Origin of the sequence: Thermosynechococcus sp. HN-54, from assembly GCF_023650955.1 — a bacterium.
Taxonomy (GTDB): domain Bacteria; phylum Cyanobacteriota; class Cyanobacteriia; order Thermosynechococcales; family Thermosynechococcaceae; genus Thermosynechococcus.
The window spans coordinates 2,286,599-2,302,190 of sequence record NZ_CP098039.1 but is presented as its reverse complement, the minus strand read 5'-3'; the positions used below and the strand labels follow the sequence as shown (position 1 = coordinate 2,302,190).

Below are 15,592 nucleotides of genomic sequence, written 5' to 3'. Positions count from 1 at the left end.
TAGAGGCAGGCCACAGGCAATGACGCAGGGGATGACAGCAATTGAAACCGCCATTGAGCAAGGAGACCTAACCGCTGTCCAGGAGGCGATCGCCAACGGTATCGAGATCACAGCAGAGGCACTAGCCCTAGCCGCTGAACTGGGTCACACCGAGATTGTCAATGCACTGATTGCCGCGGGCGTAGATGTCAACCAAGGGGATAGTGAGGGTTGGACGCCCTTGATGGCCGCCGCAGGGGGCGGGCACACAGCAATTGTTGAGACACTTCTTACAGCAGGAGCCAATGTCAATGCCCAAACAGCCTTTGGTCTCACCCCTTTGATGGCGGCAGCGGCCAAGGGACAAACGGCTACGGTTAAGCAACTCATTGCCGCAGGTGCTGATCTAAACGCCAAGGATCAAAATTCTTGGACCGCTCTGGTGTGGGCGCTGGATGGGAAACATACCGACGTGGTGGCAGTCATTAAAGCCGCTCGCGCACAATCTTTGGCACCATGATGAAGTATCTGAGCCTATTTCTAGCAGCAGCCCCCTCAAGTATTCTCATTGCTCAACTGGCGCGGACACAACGCTTACGAATCGCCTTGATTGAAGCCGCTCAAATTGTTGCCATTGTGGCGATCGCGATTGTCACTGACTGGCTACTGCAAAAGGGCATTGATCAACTGCAACAGCGGCTTGATCAGAAAGTCAGCCACCCCTCCCAACCTTGGATTTCCTTAGGGACGGCTCTATTGCGCCTAGCGTTGCGAATCCTACTTTGGTCATTGGTTTTATCTTGGGTGCTGCAATCCGTAGAGAGTTTAGCGCCTTGGCACGAACGCATTGACAGGACGATTCAGTTTCTCCTGCAGCGGGTCGGCGTCGTGTTTAACACCCCCTTCATGGAGTTAGGGCGAACGCAAATCACCCTAAACTTTCTCTTTTTAATTCTCTTTCTCTCCCTCGCAGTGATTTTTACCTCCCGCTGGGTCAGCGAGTGGCTCAAAAACCGAATTCTCATGCAGTTGCGGGTGGATCGCGGCAGCCAAGAAACCATCACCCGCGTGGTTAGCTATAGCCTGAGCTTTATTGGCTTTATTATTGTTCTGCAAACCGCAGGCATTGATCTCAGTTCCCTCACTGTATTGGCGGGGGTTTTGGGGATTGGTTTTGGTTTTGGTTTACAAGCCCTCGCCAGTAACTTTATTAGCGGTTTAGCGATTTTGCTGGAACATCCGATCAAAGTCGGGGATTTTATTGAAGTGGATGGCCTGCTGGGCACCGTTGAGAAAATCTCCATTCGCGCCACGATTATCCGCACCAATGATAGCCAATACGTGATTGTCCCCAACAACCGCTTTATTGAAAAGAACGTCGTTAACTGGAGTTACGGTAGCCCCGATAGCCGTATCCATATCCCTGTGAATGTCGCCTATGGCAGTGATACCGTCCTTGTGACCGAAGCGCTCCTGAGCGCTGCCCGCCAAGATCCTCGTGTCTTACTGACCCCACCCCCCAGTGTTTGGTTTCGCAGCTTTGGTGAAAATGCCTACCTCTTTGAACTGCTGGTGTGGATTAACCGTCCCCAGGATTCTGAACCCATTAAAAGTGCCCTCAATTTTCTCATTGAGCAGGAGTTACGGCAGCGGCACATTGAAGTTCCCTTTCCCCAGTTGGATTTGCGGTTGCGAGATTTGGGGGAACTGCGCTCTTTGGTGCAGTATTACCAGCGTTCAGTGGCAAGGGCACCCGAAACCTCCACGGTTGCTGAGCCGGCTACTGGAGAAGTAACCAAAGCTGAACCCTCCCTTGCTGACATGCTGCGCAATATCAGTTGTTTTTCCCGCTGTTCCAATGCCCAGTTGCAAATGCTCATTGAGCTAGGCAATCGCCAGTTTTACGGTGTGGGGGAAATTATCTGTTGTGAAGGGGATCCGGGAGATGCCTTTTACATTGTCCTTGAGGGATCCGTGGAAGTGCGCTCTGAGCAGTTGGATCAAATTTTAGCCACGCTCTATGAGGGGGATTTCTTTGGCGAAATTTCAGTGCTAACGGGCATGCCGCGATCGGCGACGGTGCGAGCCTTGGAAGAAACAGTTCTATTTGTGGTACATCGCTCAGCGGTACAGCGACTACTGCAAGCCCAGCCCCAATTGGCGGAGGAAATTGCCCACGAACTGGCAGCGCGACAACAGGTGCTTCAAGAACTGGGCCTAGTCGATTCCCAAGAAACGAAGAGCCTGCCCCCCCTGCATTGGATTCGCCGCCGTTTACAAACGCTTTTTAGTGTTTAGGGGGTTAGACGTTCAATCAAAGTGCAGTGTTGGGGAAACTGCTGCTGCAACTGCTGGCGATCGCCCAATTCAAAATCGCGAAAGTCAAACCCCGGTGCCACGGTACAACCCACCAGACTAAAACTGTCCGGCGCATCCACTGTTGCCCCAAACCAGGCCCCCGCCGGTACCACCTGTTGTAATTGCTCCCCCTCTGCGATATTGATCCCCAAGCGCAGGGGCTGATACTCTCCTGTGGGTAAAATCACGTGAATGGTCAGGCAACTACCCGTATAAAAGTGCCACAGTTCATCACTGGTAATACGGTGCAGCCGCGAACAGGCCGTGGCGGGGAGCAAAAAGTAGATACTTGTGCAGTAGGGGCGATCGTCCCCCTGAAAGCCTGAAGGCAAAACAGCTGCGGGAATGCTCCCTGCTGAGCGATAGACCTCGCGGAAATAGCCCCCCTCTGGATGGGGTTGCAGGTCAAGTGCCTCAATCCACGCCTTAGCTGGCCAAGTATTCATACATTTGCTGGCGCCGCCGCCGCAGGTGATCGAGGGCTTGCCGCTCCAGTTGCCGTACTCGCTCCCGACTCAGGTTGAGTTGCTCACCCACCTTGGCAAGGGACAGTTCCTGACCATTCCCCAACCCATAGCGCAGGGTGAGTACTTGCCGTTGTTGCGGGGTGAGTTCCGCCAGCCACAGGTTGACATCGTCCCGTAGAGCCTCCACCGTGGTAAATTGCTCTGGCGAAAGACTGTCATCCTCGAGCAGTTCACCGAGTTCAGTGTCCTGATTGTCCCCGACGCGCAGATCAAGGGAAACGGGTTGGCGCGCAAGGGTCAGGTATTCACGGATTTGCTCCGGTTCGAGTTCTAGGGCTGCTGCCACCTCAGCAGGGGTGGCACTCCGTCCCAGTTTTTGCGCCAGTTCCCGTTGAGTGCGTTTGATCTTGTTCAGCTTCTCGGTAATGTGGATGGGCAGCCGAATCGTGCGCGCCTGTTGGGCGATCGCCCGCGTAATTGCCTGACGAATCCACCAGTAGGCATAGGTAGAGAACTTGTAACCTCGCGTGGGATCAAACTTCTCCACACCGCGTTCGAGGCCAAGGGTGCCCTCTTGCACTAAGTCCAGCAATTCTAGGTTGCGTTTTTGATACTTCTTGGCCACTGAAACCACCAGCCGTAGGTTGGCTTCAATCATTTTTTGCTTGGCTCGTTCGCCGCGCTTAAGGATATTGCGCAATTCCGTTGGCGTGAGATTAGAGGCAGCCGCCCATTCTTCAAAGGTGGGTTCACGTCCCAGTTCTTTGGTGAGAGCCTCGCGTTTTTCCCGCAGTGCCATCATTTGCTGCACCTGTTTACCCAGAATAATTTCCTGTTCATGGGTCAGCAGCGGCACGCGCCCAATTTCCTGTAGGTATGTGCGCACCATATCGGTGCTAACAGTGGGTGTAGGGGATGGAGTTTTGGAAGCGGAGTTCATCATAGCAGCACAGATTCTAAACAGTATTTGGCAAGGAAGAATGTAGATAAAAGATTTATCGAGATGAAGATGACGACTCGCACTGATAAAGCTGAGGTTTGTATAGCGTTAGCCTAGCAGGTGAGAGGGAGTTGGCCTGTATCCTAATCTACTTAGACTTAAATTGTGCCCCGAAAGTTGCCAATTCATAACAGCCGATTCCTGAAATAAAGATTAAATTTTGTCAAGTAGAGACGGGGATCAGGAGATCCGCAAGAGCTTTGGGGGCAAATTCGAGGGCAAAAACATGGCCGAAGGCAGTCACAAACCGCTGGCGCACCTCCTCTAAGGTAATGTCGGCACAAAACTGCCGCAGGTTCCCGACGGGGCGATCGCCAATGCCACAGGGGACAATGCGACCAAAGCCCTTCAAATCGTTCACCACATTGAGGGCAATGCCGTGGAAGGTAATCCAGCGGGTCACCTTGATCCCGATCGCCGCCACCTTGTACCCCTCCACCCAAACACCGGTGAGGCCAGCAACGCGTTCCCCTTTAATGCCATAGTGCCCTAGGGTTTGAATCATGACTTCCTCCAACTGGTGGAGATACCAATGCAAATCGCAGCGGTGGCGGCGTAAATTCAAAATTGGGTAGGCCACCAATTGGCCGGGGCAGTGGTAGGTGACATCGCCTCCCCGCTCAATGCGCAATACCTCAATGCCCGTAGCCACGGGATCAAAGTGAAGGTGAGCTGTGGTTGCCCCTTGGCCAAGGGTATAGATGGGGGGATGCTCAAGGGTAAGGAGGACATCGAGAGCGGCGGGATTCTGACAGCGCTCAGCCACAAGCTGCTGTTGCCAGCGCCAAGCGTCGCGATAGGGGATGATCCCCAAGGCACAATGCCAACCGAGGGTAGTTTTCATAGGGGGTGCCAGATTGTCAAGGTCTAGAGGATAAGAATTATCACAGAACACGAATAAAGGTGAAGAGCCTCAGGATGCCCTGTAATCCCCGATACGAAGATGTTAGGGTGGAAGTAGATCAGCCTTAGATTTATCTGTTTTTTGCTCAGGGGAGGCAACCCTATGAGGCTAGTGATTCACGGTAAAAACATTGATATTACGGATGGCATTCGCAGCTATGTGAACCAAAAAATTGAGCGAGCCACCAGTCATTTCCAGAATGTGATTAACGAAGTTGATGTGCATCTTTCCGTGGCTCGTAACCGTAGTACAGCCCCTAAACAAACCGCTGAAGTGACCCTATTTGTTAATGGCTCAGTGATTCGCGCCGAAGAAAGCAGTGAAAATCTCTACGCCAGTATTGATCTCGTTGCTGACAAAATTGCCCGCAAACTCCGCAAACTCAAAGAAAAACGCCAAGACAAGTCCCGCGCTAAAGACACTAATAGTGTAGTGGAACCCGCAGTGGTGACGGATTTGCTGGGCGATCGCACACCGCAACTGCCCGAACAAGTGGTGCGCATGAAATACTTTGCCATGCCCCCCATGAGTATCCAAGAAGCCCTTGAGCACTTGGAAATGGTGGATCACGACTTCTATGTCTTTCGCAACCGCGATACGGGAGAAATTAACGTCGTCTATGAACGCAATCATGGGGGCTATGGGGTGATTCAACCCCGCCCCACTTCCCAAGACAATCATCACGCTACGGCGAAATCCATGGTGAAAACCAGCCACTAGCAGGGGTGTTGTGAAAATTCCCGCAACTGTTGATCGTCCTTTTCACAGGGAGGGCGCACCCTCAAAAGTGTCCAAGCAATTAGAGGAGAGGCTCATATCTGAGGTATCCCTGATTTTAGAAAAGGACGGTAGGGTGGTAGTGAGATGAATGTGAGGGCAATCCATGGGCTCCACGACCCCCTTGACCAATGGTGGTGACTTGAACTTTCAGAGCATCTTTGAAAACGCAGTTGTGGGAATTTTCCAAACGGATCTCGCGGGAAACTATCTGTGTGCCAATCCTGCCCTTGCCCACATTTACGGCTATGACTCCGTTGCTGATTTGCTGGCGGCACAGCCCAATGCCCATGCGCGGCTGTATGTTGACCCCGAGCAGCGGCAGCGATTTATTGACCTGATGGCGCAGCAGGATACACTGACCAACTTTGAATCGGAGATCTACCGCCGCGATGGCAGTCGCTGCTGGATTTCGGAAACCTGCCGCGTGGTGCGGGATACCAATGGCCAAATGCTCTATTTTGAAGGGTTTGTCCAAGATGTCACGGCTCAACACATTGCCCTAGCCCGCCTGCAAGCCGCAGAACAGGACCTACAGCAAAAAAATCAAGAGTTAGAGGCCACTCTCCATCAACTGCAAAAAGCCCAACAGGAACTGATTCATGCGGAGAAAATGGCGGCCTTGGGACAACTGGTGGCCGGGGTTGCTCATGAAATCAATACCCCTTTAGGAGCCATTCGCTCTTCCATTGAGACGATTAATCTCTGCACTGAGCGATCGCTGCCGCTCCTACCCACAGTGGTTCGCCAACTCTCTGATCCTGTCTTTGAGCAATTTGCTGCTCTGTGTGGTCAGAGTCGCAGTGAATCCCTTGCCCTCTCCAGTCGGGAACGGCGGCAGTACAAGCGCCAGATCATGGCACAGTTAGACGCCCAAGGAATCAGCAATACCGATGGTTGGGCAGAAACGTTGATTGATCTAGGGGTGCTCAGCCCTGCACCCGAACTCTTGACCCTGTTGCAGACGCCCCAAGGCCAACAGGTTGTCGAACTTGCCCATCAATTGGCATTGTTGGATCGCAGTACCCACACCATTACGACGGCGATTGAGCGAGCGGCCAAGGTGGTGTTTGCCCTCAAAACCTATGCCCGCATGAATCAAAATAGCGAGAAGGTCTCAGCCCAAGTAGTGAATGGGATAGAAACAGTGTTGACCCTTTATCACAACAAGCTCAAGCATGGGGTTGAGGTGGTGCGACGCTATGAGCCAGTGCCGCCGATTCCTTGCTATGCCGATGAACTACGCAGGTATGGCCAAACTTTGATTCACAATGCCTTGCAAGCAATGGAAGAGCGCGGGCGCTTGGAAATTGTGGTACGTCAAGCACAGTCTCATCTCTGGGTAGAGATTATTGATAGTGGCTGCGGGATTCCAGCGGCGGTGTTGCCCCGCATTTTTGAGCCATTTTTTACCACCAAGCCTGCGGGTGAAGGCAACGGTCTCGGACTCGATATTGTCCGCCAAATGATTGACAAGCATCAAGGCAAGATCGAGGTAACCTCCCGCCCCGGTTGCACGCAGTTTCGGGTTGGTTTACCGATAGATGATGCCCCCCATGTCTAAGCCAGTCATCTTATGTGTGGATGATGAACGAGTCATCCTTGAGAGCCTGCGAACCCAGCTGCGAACGGCTTTTGGCGATCGCTACCTCTATGAAACCGCAGAAAGTGCCGAGGAAGCGCTAGAAATTATTGATGAATTTCAGCAGGACAGCACCGAAATCATCGTCATTGTCTCCGATTGGCTGATGCCACGGGTACGAGGGGATGAGTTTCTGGTTCAAGTGCATCAGCGGTTTCCCAAGGGGTTGAAAGTCATGCTCACTGGCCAAGCGGATGAGGCGGCCAATTTGCATCGCTGTTTGTACAAGCCTTGGCACAGCGAGGAACTGGTGGAAACTATCCGTTCGGGTCTTTCTTCAGAGGGCTCCTAGGGACGCAGGATCAACTGCCATTCCTGCGTTTGGCGATCGCGCTGAAGTTCGCTATTTTCACCAATGACATAGGGTCCCCAATAGCGTTTGGAACCATCGAGGGTAAAAGCCAAGACAATATCCCCCGACTGGAGGGTGAGCTTACCTTCGGGCAGCGTTAATAGTAATCCCTTAATATTGCCTTCCATAGGAGCAAAATCCCAGTGAACTGCGCCTTGATCAGGATGGGCGCGATCGCGGGCAGCGAGCAACACCACGCGCACTGGAAAGGCCGTTTGATTACTGATGCGTAGCCCATTCGGCTGCGGGTTGGCTGGCGCTTGGGGAGTGGGTAACGGCTGAACAGGAGCTGTTTCTGGTTCTACTTCGACAATGGGTGGCGGTTGGGTCAGCAGGTCTGGCTCCCACCAGAGCGTAAAGTGCAGTTGCGAAAGAATAATCGCACCAATTACCCCGATCAGCACTGCCACGAGGTAGGGAAGAAATTTAATTCGGATAGACATAGAGATTAGGTTACTGCGGATGCCGCGCCTTTCTTTCCAGTTTAGAGAGTTGTGGCAGAAACCGCAGTGGGCAAAAAAGTTTGATCTCAATTGCCAGTGCCCTGAACTTCAGAGAAAAGTCGTTCTTGCAAGCGTTGCAAAGAAATCTGGGCTGCCGTCGCCACATGGGGATGCTCATCTTTGGCGAGGTATTCCAGAGCGGCTTGGGTTTTCGGGCTAGGCAGGTTGCCTAGAGCTTCAGCGAGCCGTTGCCGCACCAACCAATCCTCTGCAGTCACAAAGGGCAAAATATCTTCGACAACACTGGGATCGCCAATTTCCCCCAGAGCGGCGATCGCCCCTTGGAGCATCACGACTTCCTGACTTTTCAGCGCCGATCGCAACACATCCACCGCGCGGGGATCCTTGAGATTCCCCAGCGCTACAGCCGCACTAAAGCGCACTAACCAATCGGTGTCTTCATAAAAGGCGCGCACCAGAGGTTCAAAGGCACGCCCATCTTCGAGATAGCCCAAGGCGCCTGCAGCATCGGCACGAATACCATAATCAGGTTCACTCTCAAGCAACTGCACCAGAATTTCAAAACACTCCGGTGTGGATTTGACACCAAGGGCAAACACAGCCATTGAGCGAATCTGTAGATTTTCGTCCCAAAGGACTTTTTTAATCAGGGGTACGGCATCCGCAGAGGGGACATCCCGTAGCGCCGCTAGCGCCAGCAGGCGATCGCGGGAATTGGGACTTTCCAGTTGATGGGCAAGCTGTTCGAGGGAGGGCATGGCAGTAACCTGAAAACTAATTTACAAAAATTAACAATATATCCCCCATTATAAGTAAAGTCTCCCCAAAGTAAAACCAGTGGAAAGACTCCTGCTGATCTCTTGGGGAGAACTTGCCCAACAAATATCTAAGATCCAAGTCCTAGGCTGCTTTTGCTTTTTGCAGGAGCTTTTGAACCTGCTTCACTGCATAGGGCAGAATATTGCGAGCTGCCCAGCCCGCAGCCAGTAGGACAGGTAACAGGACAATCAGGACACGCCAATCCATACCCATAACCTCCCAAAATGTTTTCTGAAAACTTTATGAATTATTGTACAGGCTTCTCTAAGGAGAGAAAGGGGGACGCGATGCAACAAAGAAAGATTCTGAGGCCAGACCTTTTCTAAACCATTGACAGGCTATCCCTCCCTAATGCTGACTTTCAGAGTTTTAAGTGTGTTCTCCCCTTGGGAAAAGGTCTGTATGATTGGTTTAACTCCTTTAAGGCCAAATCCTGATGGGCGAAGACAAAATGACCCTCCGTGAAAACCAAACGGCGGCTGCTCTGCGTCTCAGTAAAGTGTTAGCAGCTCGTAATCGTTGGCGCACGGGTTGGCAGTCCCTACGTTCGGTGTTGATGCCGATCGCCATGGTCACTGTCTTGGTGGCTTGGGGGCTGGATTGGGATGCGGTGGGTGTGGTGGCTGCTCTAGTGCTGGGGGGACTGAGTTTTCCCTTGGTCTGGACTTCGACCTACCACTGGTTTACGGAAGATCTAACGGAACAGCAACGGCAGTTCATTTTGGCCTCACTGGGCCTGAGTTTGACGGTGGTGGCGCTCATTGCCATGACCGGGGCTATGGACTGGATTCGGTCACGGTTTCAAGGCACGAACTGGGATGCGGTGGGGGCACTGGCTGAGGGCTTCGGTGCCTTGGGGCAAATTTTGGTGGCGCTGTTGGCAGCCTATGTGGCTTGGCGGCAGTACGTCATCTCACGGGACTTGACCACTCAACAAAACCGCATTACCCAACAGCAAACCATTGACAGTTATTTCCAAGGGATTGCCGATCTCATCCTTGACGATGAGGGGTTATTGGAGGATTGGCCGCCGGAGCGCGCGATCGCGGAGGGACGCACTGCCGCCATCTTGGGGGGACTGGATGCCGAAGGCAAGGCCAAAATCATTCGCTTTTTGTCAGGAGCAAAGTTACTATCGCCGCTAAAGCGCGATCGCCGGCTGGGACGGGCGATTTTTGATGGGCTAGGTGGCTATGAGGAAGATGTTGAGTATGGCGTGCGCGTGATTAACCTTGGCAGTATGCTAGCCGGTGCTGATCTCAGTGGTACCGACTTACGCTGGACCGAGTTGAGTGAGGCCAATCTCACAGGAACGCTCTTTCGCAACTGTAATTTGACACGAGCCAATCTGGCTGGTGCGATTTTGCAAGGGGCAGATTTCACCAATGCCGATCTCAGTCGTGTTCGCTTCTTTTATGGCACCGCCGAGCAGGCCAGTCCCCGCGATCGCCTCAATCCCCCCAACTTTCGCACTGGGGCGCAGACGGGTGCGGTGGTTGAGGATGTCAACTTTACAAATGTGAAAAATCTTTCTGAAGAACAGCGCTACTATTGCTGTGCTTGGAGTGGCAGCCGTTCCCGTGAAACAATTCCCGGTGGCTGTGAGGGAATTCCTAACAAGCTAGGACGCTAGCACCTAGTTAGTAGCGCGATCGCGGGCGATGATTCGCCACGGAGAGGACCATACCTAAGCCAAGATAGGTCGCCAGCATGGCTGAGCGGCCATAACTCACCAGCGGTAACGGCATTCCTGTCACGGGGAGCAAACCAATGGTCATGCCAATATTCACCACCACTTGAAACAGGATCATGGCAAATAGACCAATCGCCAGCAATGAGCCAAAGTCATGACCTGCACTATTGGCAATTTGCAATAAGCGCAAACCAATTAACCAAAAGAGGCATAGGAGAACTAAACTGCCAATGAACCCCGTCTCCTCAGCGATCGCCGAAAAAATAAAGTCCGTATGCTGTTCGGGAATAAACCCCAACTGGGTCTGAGTGCCTTGAAAAATACCTCGCCCCCAAAGGCCACCGGCACCAATGGCAATCCGCGATTGAATCAAGTGGTAGCCAGCCCCAAGGGGATCTTTGTCGGGGTCAAGAAACATGAGAATACGGGTTTTCTGATAATCCTTGAGCACACTCCAAAGCAGTTGCCCCAAGCCAGCCCCCCCTAAATTAAGCACCAGTCCCCCCAATCCGCCGACCCAACCCAAGGGCAAGCTCCGCCAAGCGACGACTGCCATCGCTAGTGTCCACACCAACCAGATGAGGAGATTCAGTTGGTAGGGCAGAGGCAGGGCAACGAGAATCGCCGCCACCAAAGGGGAAAGCATCAAGACAATCCAACTGCCGGGCGTATTCGCCCAGTACAGCATCGTCAATGTAATGGCAATGAAAACAAGGGACGTGCCCAAATCCGGCTGCGTCAAAATCAAGAAAAAGGGGGGTGCGGTGGCTGCAAACACACTCAGAATTCCCTTCAGGGAGTGGCCTGAAATGCGGTGCAACAGTGCCGCTTGGGTAAGAATGAGGGAAATTTTGGCAAACTCCGAGGGTTGCAGGTTAAAGCCGCCAATCGCCAACCAGCGCTCTGCTCCCTTGGCCTCTACCCCCACGAGATCAACCGCCAGCAGCAGGGCACAACTAAGGCCGTAGATGACCCAATGACTGCCCATAAAGACCGATTCCGGGACGCGGGCAAGGATCAGGGCAAGAATCGTACCAATCCCCCCCACTAATAAATGCTGGAGACTATCGTTTTCCTCTAGGTGCAGTTGACTACTGTGAATGAAGACCGCCCCAATGACAGTCGTTGCCCAAACAGCCCCCAGCAGCAGCCAATCCACGCCTCGCCAAGGATAAAACCAGCCAAAAGTCCGCCGTCGGAGTACTCGCCAAGTCATCGGCAACTGTCCTGTCTCTCCTACGGGGTTAGTCTATCGATTGCCCCAAAAGGTTGCAAATGGACAGCTTGGACAACCGACATGAAGCCTTGCCTTGGTGTATTATCCGAAAGGTTGAGCTTCTATTCCGACAAGGAGCGATCGCAGTGGCAACCCTAGGGGTCAACATTGATCATGTGGCAACGATTCGCCAAGCCCGGCGCACGGTTGAACCCGATCCCGTAGCCGCAGCTGTTTTGGCAGAACTGGGGGGAGCTGATGGCATTACCGTACATCTGCGCGAAGATCGTCGCCATATTCAAGAGCGGGATGTGCGCCTCCTGCGACAAACGGTACGCACCCATTTGAACCTAGAGATGGCTGCCACCTCCGAAATGGTGGCGATCGCCCTTGACGTTCGCCCAGATTACGTGACATTGGTACCCGAGCGGCGCGAAGAAGTCACCACCGAAGGGGGACTAGATGTGGTGGGTCAGCAGGAACCCTTGACCCAAGTGGTGAAAACCCTTCAAGGAGCAGGAATTCCTGTGAGTTTATTCATTGACGCGGATCCTGCCCAACTGGAAGCCGCCGCCAAAACCACGGCTCAATTTATCGAACTGCACACCGGTCGCTATGCCGAAGCCAAGGGGGAAGCGGCGCAACAGCAGGAATTAGTAATTTTAGCTCATGGTGTCCAACAGGCAAAATCATTGGGCTTGCGGGTGAATGCAGGTCATGGGCTGACCTACACCAATGTGGGGGCGATCGCCCGCCTTGAAGGGATTGAAGAACTCAATATTGGCCACACGATTATTAGCCGGGCTGTTCTTGTGGGTATGGTGCAAGCAGTACGGGATATGAAAGCCCTCATTAGCCCTTGAATTCAGCCTTGAGGGCGTCATCGTAATCATCCGCTAGTGTCGCCACAATCGTAATCAAGCGGGCAATTTCACCCGCACTAATGCCCCCTAGGGTACGGGTAGCCACGACTTGAACCTGTCCCTCAGCAATGGCAAAGTGTGCCTCGAGGGTAGTGAGCCAGTTCAACGTCAGCAGTTTACGATAGAGTGCCAATTCATCCGTTACAGGCAGGGGCAACACCGGTGACCAAATCGTGAGAAAGTCCTCCTCCGTGTGGCCACTCAACTGCACAAAGACCTCAGCACTACCGTAGCGAAACATCCAAATCTTGCCACTGTCCGTTTGGCCAACGAGGGGGGCTTCCCCTTGGTGAAGGCCAGAAATGACAGTTTCAATAATCTCAACCCAATTTTCAGGAGAGGTCTCAGAGGAGGTTGAGGGAGCAGGCTGTACGTCACTGACCATAGTCATTCCTTTGGTGAATCAAAACAACGAGTTTAAGTTAGAGGACTTGGTGCGTATAGGCGTGTTGTTTGACGTTATCGGCAGCAGTGACAATGCGTTCAGAGTTCAGCACCCGCTTGCGTTCAGTAGAGGTATTAAAGTTGCGATAGGTTTCGCCAAGGGGAATGTGGCGGGTACTTTGGGGACGGGCAATGTAGGTACGTACGGCTGCTGCTAGGCGATCGCCATAGTCATCACATAGATGGGCACTGGGGGGAAACTGCTGCTGCACCTGCTGCAGGTCTTGGGCAGTACCATAGGTGAGGGCATGGGCTTCACTATAGGAAGTGGGCAAGCCATGGAGCAAGGCTTCCAAAGCCGCTGAGGGAATCGGCTCAATCACCTCTACGGGCTGGAGTTTTCCCTCCACTTGCACAAAACAATGAGCTAGTCCAAGCACCACATAGGCTTCTGGGGGGGGAATCTCTTGACTCATTGCAACCTCACAATCATGTGGCTCCCCTCAAGTCTAGCCTGCTTTTCGAAAAATCAGTGTAGTGGGCAACATAGAGATAAGCAGCCGTCGTCATCGGAGAAACGGCTAAGATCATCTAGGCCTATTTCAACATGACTGCTGTCACTATTGCTGTATAGTAAGCGTTCTAGGGTCTATGGAAACGGCAAACTCAATGCCAGCAACAATCGAATCCCCTGAAGTTGAGCTATTACCCCCGATGTTGGCAGCACTGCCCGACCCCCAAGGGGTGAGTGTGTGTCCTCGGCGGGCACGTTGGCAATTGGATTTATTGTTGCTTGCCCTAGAGTGCGTTGATTTGCATGCCTCCGAGTTGATGCTGCAAGTGCTGCGGGATCTGCAACTGCAAGTGATGATCCCCAATCGGGTCGTATTTTGGCAAATTCGCTGCACCAATCCCTTTCGCCAAATTACCCAGCGTACCCCCTTGCCCTTGGCAGAAACAAAGGCACTCACCGCAGTCGTTGTGCAAGTGGCGCGGCGGCAAACGGCAATCCTGCGGCATTTACTTTTGGTGTTGGATCAATTGCAGGCGCAAAATTTGCCCCCAGAAACCTATGCCCCCTTGGCGGAGTATTTAGATCGCTTTCGCCGCCATTTTCGCAAACGCATGAACCTCCAGCGATCGGGTCTCTTTCTCTACAAAAATAACCAAGCCCTCAATGAGTTGGGTCTAAAGCTGTTGGCACAACTTCTGCTCTGTGCAGGCACAAAGGGCATGGAACGCCTCTGGTTTAGTTTATTTGACGGGGAAGTGAGTTAATGCTGCTGCAACGCCAGTATTCATTGCCCAATTGCACACTGCGAATTGAAGGGCTAAGTGGTCAAGCCGGCCCAGAGCAGTTGGATATTGTCACCCTCTGCGAGTGGGAAATTATTGGCCAGAATCAGCGGGTCAAGGGCGGGAAAGAATTCCTTGTGGCGTTGCTCAATAGTGTGCCCGCAGCGGCGCAAACGTGGTTGAGTGGTGTCAAGTTACGGCGATCGCCCCAGTACCCGATTCAGGTCGAGATTCAGGCCTTTAATCAAGTATCCCTCCATATTCCGCGCAAGCTACTGCAAGCGTCCCCCGAAGAGAATGCAGAGTCACCCGCCGAAACCCTAGAAGTCCAGCTCACTTGGCTGCAACTGGCGGATTTAGTAGAGGCGCTAGATCAGCTCTGTAGTGATAGCCAAACACTGCCTACCCTGATACCAACATTCCATTCCCTCCCCCGGCGGGCGATCGCCCCTGCGGTGCCTTTGCGCAAACAACTGATGCCCTTGGGTATTGGCGCCGCTAGCTTAGCCGTAATGGTTGCGATCTTTTTCCATCTACCGGTGCCCGAGCGTCGTCCCCCCCGCGAGGAAGCCCTGCCTCCCACCCCCGAGGCCGTCACGCCCTCACCAGCACCCACGACACCACAACCCCCGAATCCTTAGGCCGAGCTTGGAAACTGTCGTTTAGTTTTTTGATGCTTGGAATAAACCATGGTAATCACTGCCCCTAGTGCTTTTTGGCCCCCCGTTGCTCGCGATCGCGTTGCCTTTATTGCCCCCAATGCCACCCTTGTTGGCGATGTCCGCTTGGGTGAAGGCTGTAGCATTTGGTATGGCGCTGTGTTACGCGGTGACGTGGAGTACATCGAGATTGGTGCCCACACCAACGTTCAAGATGGTGCCATCCTCCATGGCGATCCGGGACAACCCACGATTCTCGGTGCAGAAGTGACTGTCGGGCATCGCGCGGTCATTCATGGGGCAACCGTTGAAGATGGCTGCTTAATTGGCATTGGCGCCGTGATTCTCAATGGCGTTCGAGTCGGAGCTGGCAGTATTGTCGGTGCAGGAGCAGTGGTCAGCAAAGATGTCCCCCCACGCTCTTTGGTTGTGGGCATTCCCGCTAAAGCGGTGCGAGAAGTGAGTGACACTGAAGCCGCCGATCTACGCCAGCATGCGCGCAAGTATGAACAACTGGCCCATGTCCACAATGGCACAGGCACCGATCTGGGATTCTATCCGTAGAAGCTTGTCCTAAACTGCCCCTCATCGTGTTCAGTGTTCGCCATTCTTAGGAAAAGCGCTGTCATCTGCTAGAATTCTGAAGGATTTTCTCGTAA

19 protein-coding genes are annotated in these 15,592 nt (G+C 53.1%); 10 read left to right on the top strand and 9 right to left on the bottom strand.

The features are described from left to right. The first annotated feature begins 31 nt into the window (after window positions 1–31). Window positions 32–499 (top strand): ankyrin repeat domain-containing protein, encoded by a 468-nt coding sequence (locus tag NBE99_RS11270; RefSeq protein ID WP_250682155.1) that lies wholly within the window; start codon window positions 32–34, stop codon window positions 497–499. Continuing rightward, window positions 496–2,277, top strand: a complete 1,782-nt coding sequence (locus NBE99_RS11265) for a mechanosensitive ion channel domain-containing protein (RefSeq protein ID WP_250682154.1) — start codon at window positions 496–498, stop codon at window positions 2,275–2,277. Before NBE99_RS11270 ends, NBE99_RS11265 begins: the two co-directional genes overlap by 4 nt. On the opposite strand, the gene NBE99_RS11260 is transcribed toward NBE99_RS11265, so the two are convergent. The 3 genes from NBE99_RS11260 to lipB all read right to left on the bottom strand — a co-directional run bounded on the left by NBE99_RS11260 (window position 2,274) and on the right by lipB (window position 4,648). After that, a complete protein-coding gene (locus NBE99_RS11260) occupies window positions 2,274–2,783 on the bottom strand; it encodes a cupin domain-containing protein (RefSeq protein WP_250682153.1) in 510 nt (169 codons plus the stop codon). The two genes, NBE99_RS11265 and NBE99_RS11260, sit on opposite strands and share 4 nt — an antisense overlap. Then, complete coding sequence (locus tag NBE99_RS11255; RefSeq protein ID WP_315897267.1) at window positions 2,764–3,747, bottom strand: RNA polymerase sigma factor, RpoD/SigA family; 984 nt, start codon at window positions 3,745–3,747, stop codon at window positions 2,764–2,766. The genes NBE99_RS11260 and NBE99_RS11255 overlap by 20 nt, the downstream gene beginning before the upstream one ends. 220 nt (window positions 3,748–3,967) lie before the next feature. Further along, window positions 3,968–4,648 carry a lipoyl(octanoyl) transferase LipB gene (gene lipB, locus NBE99_RS11250; RefSeq protein WP_250682152.1) on the bottom strand — a complete coding sequence of 227 codons (681 nt, stop codon included), beginning with the start codon at window positions 4,646–4,648 and terminating at the stop codon, window positions 3,968–3,970. Window positions 4,649–4,810: 162 nt separating this feature from the next. Here lipB and hpf point away from each other — a divergent pair, with 162 nt between their 5' ends. From hpf to NBE99_RS11235, 3 genes are all read left to right on the top strand, one after another. Continuing rightward, window positions 4,811–5,428, top strand: coding sequence for a ribosome hibernation-promoting factor, HPF/YfiA family (gene hpf / locus NBE99_RS11245; protein ID WP_250682151.1), 618 nt, complete (start codon window positions 4,811–4,813; stop codon window positions 5,426–5,428). 163 nt (window positions 5,429–5,591) lie between these two features. Beyond that, window positions 5,592–7,049 (top strand): ATP-binding protein, encoded by a 1,458-nt coding sequence (locus NBE99_RS11240; protein ID WP_250682150.1) that lies wholly within the window; start codon window positions 5,592–5,594, stop codon window positions 7,047–7,049. Then, entirely contained in the window at window positions 7,042–7,419 is a 378-nt protein-coding gene (locus NBE99_RS11235; RefSeq protein WP_250682149.1) for a response regulator, read from the top strand. Before NBE99_RS11240 ends, NBE99_RS11235 begins: the two co-directional genes overlap by 8 nt. On the opposite strand, the gene NBE99_RS11230 is transcribed toward NBE99_RS11235, so the two are convergent. The 3 genes from NBE99_RS11230 to NBE99_RS11220 all read right to left on the bottom strand — a co-directional run bounded on the left by NBE99_RS11230 (window position 7,416) and on the right by NBE99_RS11220 (window position 8,969). Continuing rightward, a complete protein-coding gene (locus NBE99_RS11230; protein WP_250682148.1) occupies window positions 7,416–7,922 on the bottom strand; it encodes a hypothetical protein in 507 nt (168 codons plus the stop codon). The genes NBE99_RS11235 and NBE99_RS11230 overlap by 4 nt on opposite strands. A gap of 86 nt (window positions 7,923–8,008) precedes the next feature. Further along, the gene (locus NBE99_RS11225) at window positions 8,009–8,701 is read right to left on the bottom strand and encodes a HEAT repeat domain-containing protein (protein WP_250682147.1); all 693 of its coding nucleotides are present in this window, start codon (window positions 8,699–8,701) and stop codon (window positions 8,009–8,011) included. A 142-nt stretch (window positions 8,702–8,843) separates the two neighbouring features. Continuing rightward, window positions 8,844–8,969, bottom strand: a complete 126-nt coding sequence (locus NBE99_RS11220; protein ID WP_250682146.1) for a photosystem II protein Y — start codon at window positions 8,967–8,969, stop codon at window positions 8,844–8,846. Between the two features lie 229 nt (window positions 8,970–9,198). Between NBE99_RS11220 and NBE99_RS11215 the strand changes: the two genes are divergently transcribed. After that, window positions 9,199–10,395 carry a pentapeptide repeat-containing protein gene (locus tag NBE99_RS11215; RefSeq protein WP_250682145.1) on the top strand — a complete coding sequence of 399 codons (1,197 nt, stop codon included), beginning with the start codon at window positions 9,199–9,201 and terminating at the stop codon, window positions 10,393–10,395. A 7-nt stretch (window positions 10,396–10,402) separates the two neighbouring features. Here the strand turns inward: NBE99_RS11215 and rodA are convergent, their stop codons facing one another. Continuing rightward, on the bottom strand, window positions 10,403–11,671 hold the full coding sequence (gene rodA / locus NBE99_RS11210; protein ID WP_250682144.1) for a rod shape-determining protein RodA: 1,269 nt from the start codon (window positions 11,669–11,671) through the stop codon (window positions 10,403–10,405). Between the two features lie 146 nt (window positions 11,672–11,817). On the opposite strand from rodA, the gene NBE99_RS11205 reads away from it, so the two are divergent. Continuing rightward, on the top strand, window positions 11,818–12,534 hold the full coding sequence (locus tag NBE99_RS11205) for a pyridoxine 5'-phosphate synthase (protein ID WP_250682143.1): 717 nt from the start codon (window positions 11,818–11,820) through the stop codon (window positions 12,532–12,534). On the opposite strand, the gene NBE99_RS11200 is transcribed toward NBE99_RS11205, so the two are convergent. Then, window positions 12,524–12,979, bottom strand: coding sequence for a YbjN domain-containing protein (locus NBE99_RS11200; protein ID WP_250682142.1), 456 nt, complete (start codon window positions 12,977–12,979; stop codon window positions 12,524–12,526). The two genes, NBE99_RS11205 and NBE99_RS11200, sit on opposite strands and share 11 nt — an antisense overlap. 37 nt (window positions 12,980–13,016) lie before the next feature. Further along, window positions 13,017–13,454 carry a hypothetical protein gene (locus tag NBE99_RS11195; protein WP_250682141.1) on the bottom strand — a complete coding sequence of 146 codons (438 nt, stop codon included), beginning with the start codon at window positions 13,452–13,454 and terminating at the stop codon, window positions 13,017–13,019. Window positions 13,455–13,647: 193 nt separating this feature from the next. Between NBE99_RS11195 and NBE99_RS11190 the strand changes: the two genes are divergently transcribed. Genes NBE99_RS11190 through NBE99_RS11180 form a run of 3 tightly spaced genes read left to right on the top strand, consistent with a single transcriptional unit; the run spans window position 13,648 to window position 15,497 of the window. Further along, the gene (locus NBE99_RS11190; protein WP_225901665.1) at window positions 13,648–14,256 is read left to right on the top strand and encodes a DUF3038 domain-containing protein; all 609 of its coding nucleotides are present in this window, start codon (window positions 13,648–13,650) and stop codon (window positions 14,254–14,256) included. Beyond that, window positions 14,256–14,915, top strand: coding sequence for a DUF4335 domain-containing protein (locus NBE99_RS11185; RefSeq protein ID WP_250682140.1), 660 nt, complete (start codon window positions 14,256–14,258; stop codon window positions 14,913–14,915). Before NBE99_RS11190 ends, NBE99_RS11185 begins: the two co-directional genes overlap by 1 nt. Window positions 14,916–14,963: 48 nt before the next feature. Further along, on the top strand, window positions 14,964–15,497 hold the full coding sequence (locus NBE99_RS11180; protein ID WP_250682139.1) for a gamma carbonic anhydrase family protein: 534 nt from the start codon (window positions 14,964–14,966) through the stop codon (window positions 15,495–15,497). Window positions 15,498–15,592 lie beyond the last annotated feature (95 nt).

What these genes read in the sequence shown, in the direction of transcription:
- NBE99_RS11270 (WP_250682155.1), top strand. Translation starts at nt 32, where the DNA reads ATGACAGCAATTGAAACCGCCATTGAGCAAGGAGACCTAACCGCTGTC.
- NBE99_RS11265 (WP_250682154.1), top strand. Translation starts at nt 496, where the DNA reads ATGATGAAGTATCTGAGCCTATTTCTAGCAGCAGCCCCCTCAAGTATT.
- NBE99_RS11260 (WP_250682153.1), bottom strand. Translation starts at nt 2,783, where the DNA reads ATGAATACTTGGCCAGCTAAGGCGTGGATTGAGGCACTTGACCTGCAA.
- NBE99_RS11255 (WP_315897267.1), bottom strand. Translation starts at nt 3,747, where the DNA reads ATGATGAACTCCGCTTCCAAAACTCCATCCCCTACACCCACTGTTAGC.
- lipB (WP_250682152.1), bottom strand. Translation starts at nt 4,648, where the DNA reads ATGAAAACTACCCTCGGTTGGCATTGTGCCTTGGGGATCATCCCCTAT.
- hpf (WP_250682151.1), top strand. Translation starts at nt 4,811, where the DNA reads ATGAGGCTAGTGATTCACGGTAAAAACATTGATATTACGGATGGCATT.
- NBE99_RS11240 (WP_250682150.1), top strand. Translation starts at nt 5,592, where the DNA reads ATGGGCTCCACGACCCCCTTGACCAATGGTGGTGACTTGAACTTTCAG.
- NBE99_RS11235 (WP_250682149.1), top strand. Translation starts at nt 7,042, where the DNA reads ATGTCTAAGCCAGTCATCTTATGTGTGGATGATGAACGAGTCATCCTT.
- NBE99_RS11230 (WP_250682148.1), bottom strand. Translation starts at nt 7,922, where the DNA reads ATGTCTATCCGAATTAAATTTCTTCCCTACCTCGTGGCAGTGCTGATC.
- NBE99_RS11225 (WP_250682147.1), bottom strand. Translation starts at nt 8,701, where the DNA reads ATGCCCTCCCTCGAACAGCTTGCCCATCAACTGGAAAGTCCCAATTCC.
- NBE99_RS11220 (WP_250682146.1), bottom strand. Translation starts at nt 8,969, where the DNA reads ATGGATTGGCGTGTCCTGATTGTCCTGTTACCTGTCCTACTGGCTGCG.
- NBE99_RS11215 (WP_250682145.1), top strand. Translation starts at nt 9,199, where the DNA reads ATGGGCGAAGACAAAATGACCCTCCGTGAAAACCAAACGGCGGCTGCT.
- rodA (WP_250682144.1), bottom strand. Translation starts at nt 11,671, where the DNA reads ATGACTTGGCGAGTACTCCGACGGCGGACTTTTGGCTGGTTTTATCCT.
- NBE99_RS11200 (WP_250682142.1), bottom strand. Translation starts at nt 12,979, where the DNA reads ATGGTCAGTGACGTACAGCCTGCTCCCTCAACCTCCTCTGAGACCTCT.
- NBE99_RS11195 (WP_250682141.1), bottom strand. Translation starts at nt 13,454, where the DNA reads ATGAGTCAAGAGATTCCCCCCCCAGAAGCCTATGTGGTGCTTGGACTA.
- NBE99_RS11190 (WP_225901665.1), top strand. Translation starts at nt 13,648, where the DNA reads ATGCCAGCAACAATCGAATCCCCTGAAGTTGAGCTATTACCCCCGATG.
- NBE99_RS11185 (WP_250682140.1), top strand. Translation starts at nt 14,256, where the DNA reads ATGCTGCTGCAACGCCAGTATTCATTGCCCAATTGCACACTGCGAATT.
- NBE99_RS11180 (WP_250682139.1), top strand. Translation starts at nt 14,964, where the DNA reads ATGGTAATCACTGCCCCTAGTGCTTTTTGGCCCCCCGTTGCTCGCGAT.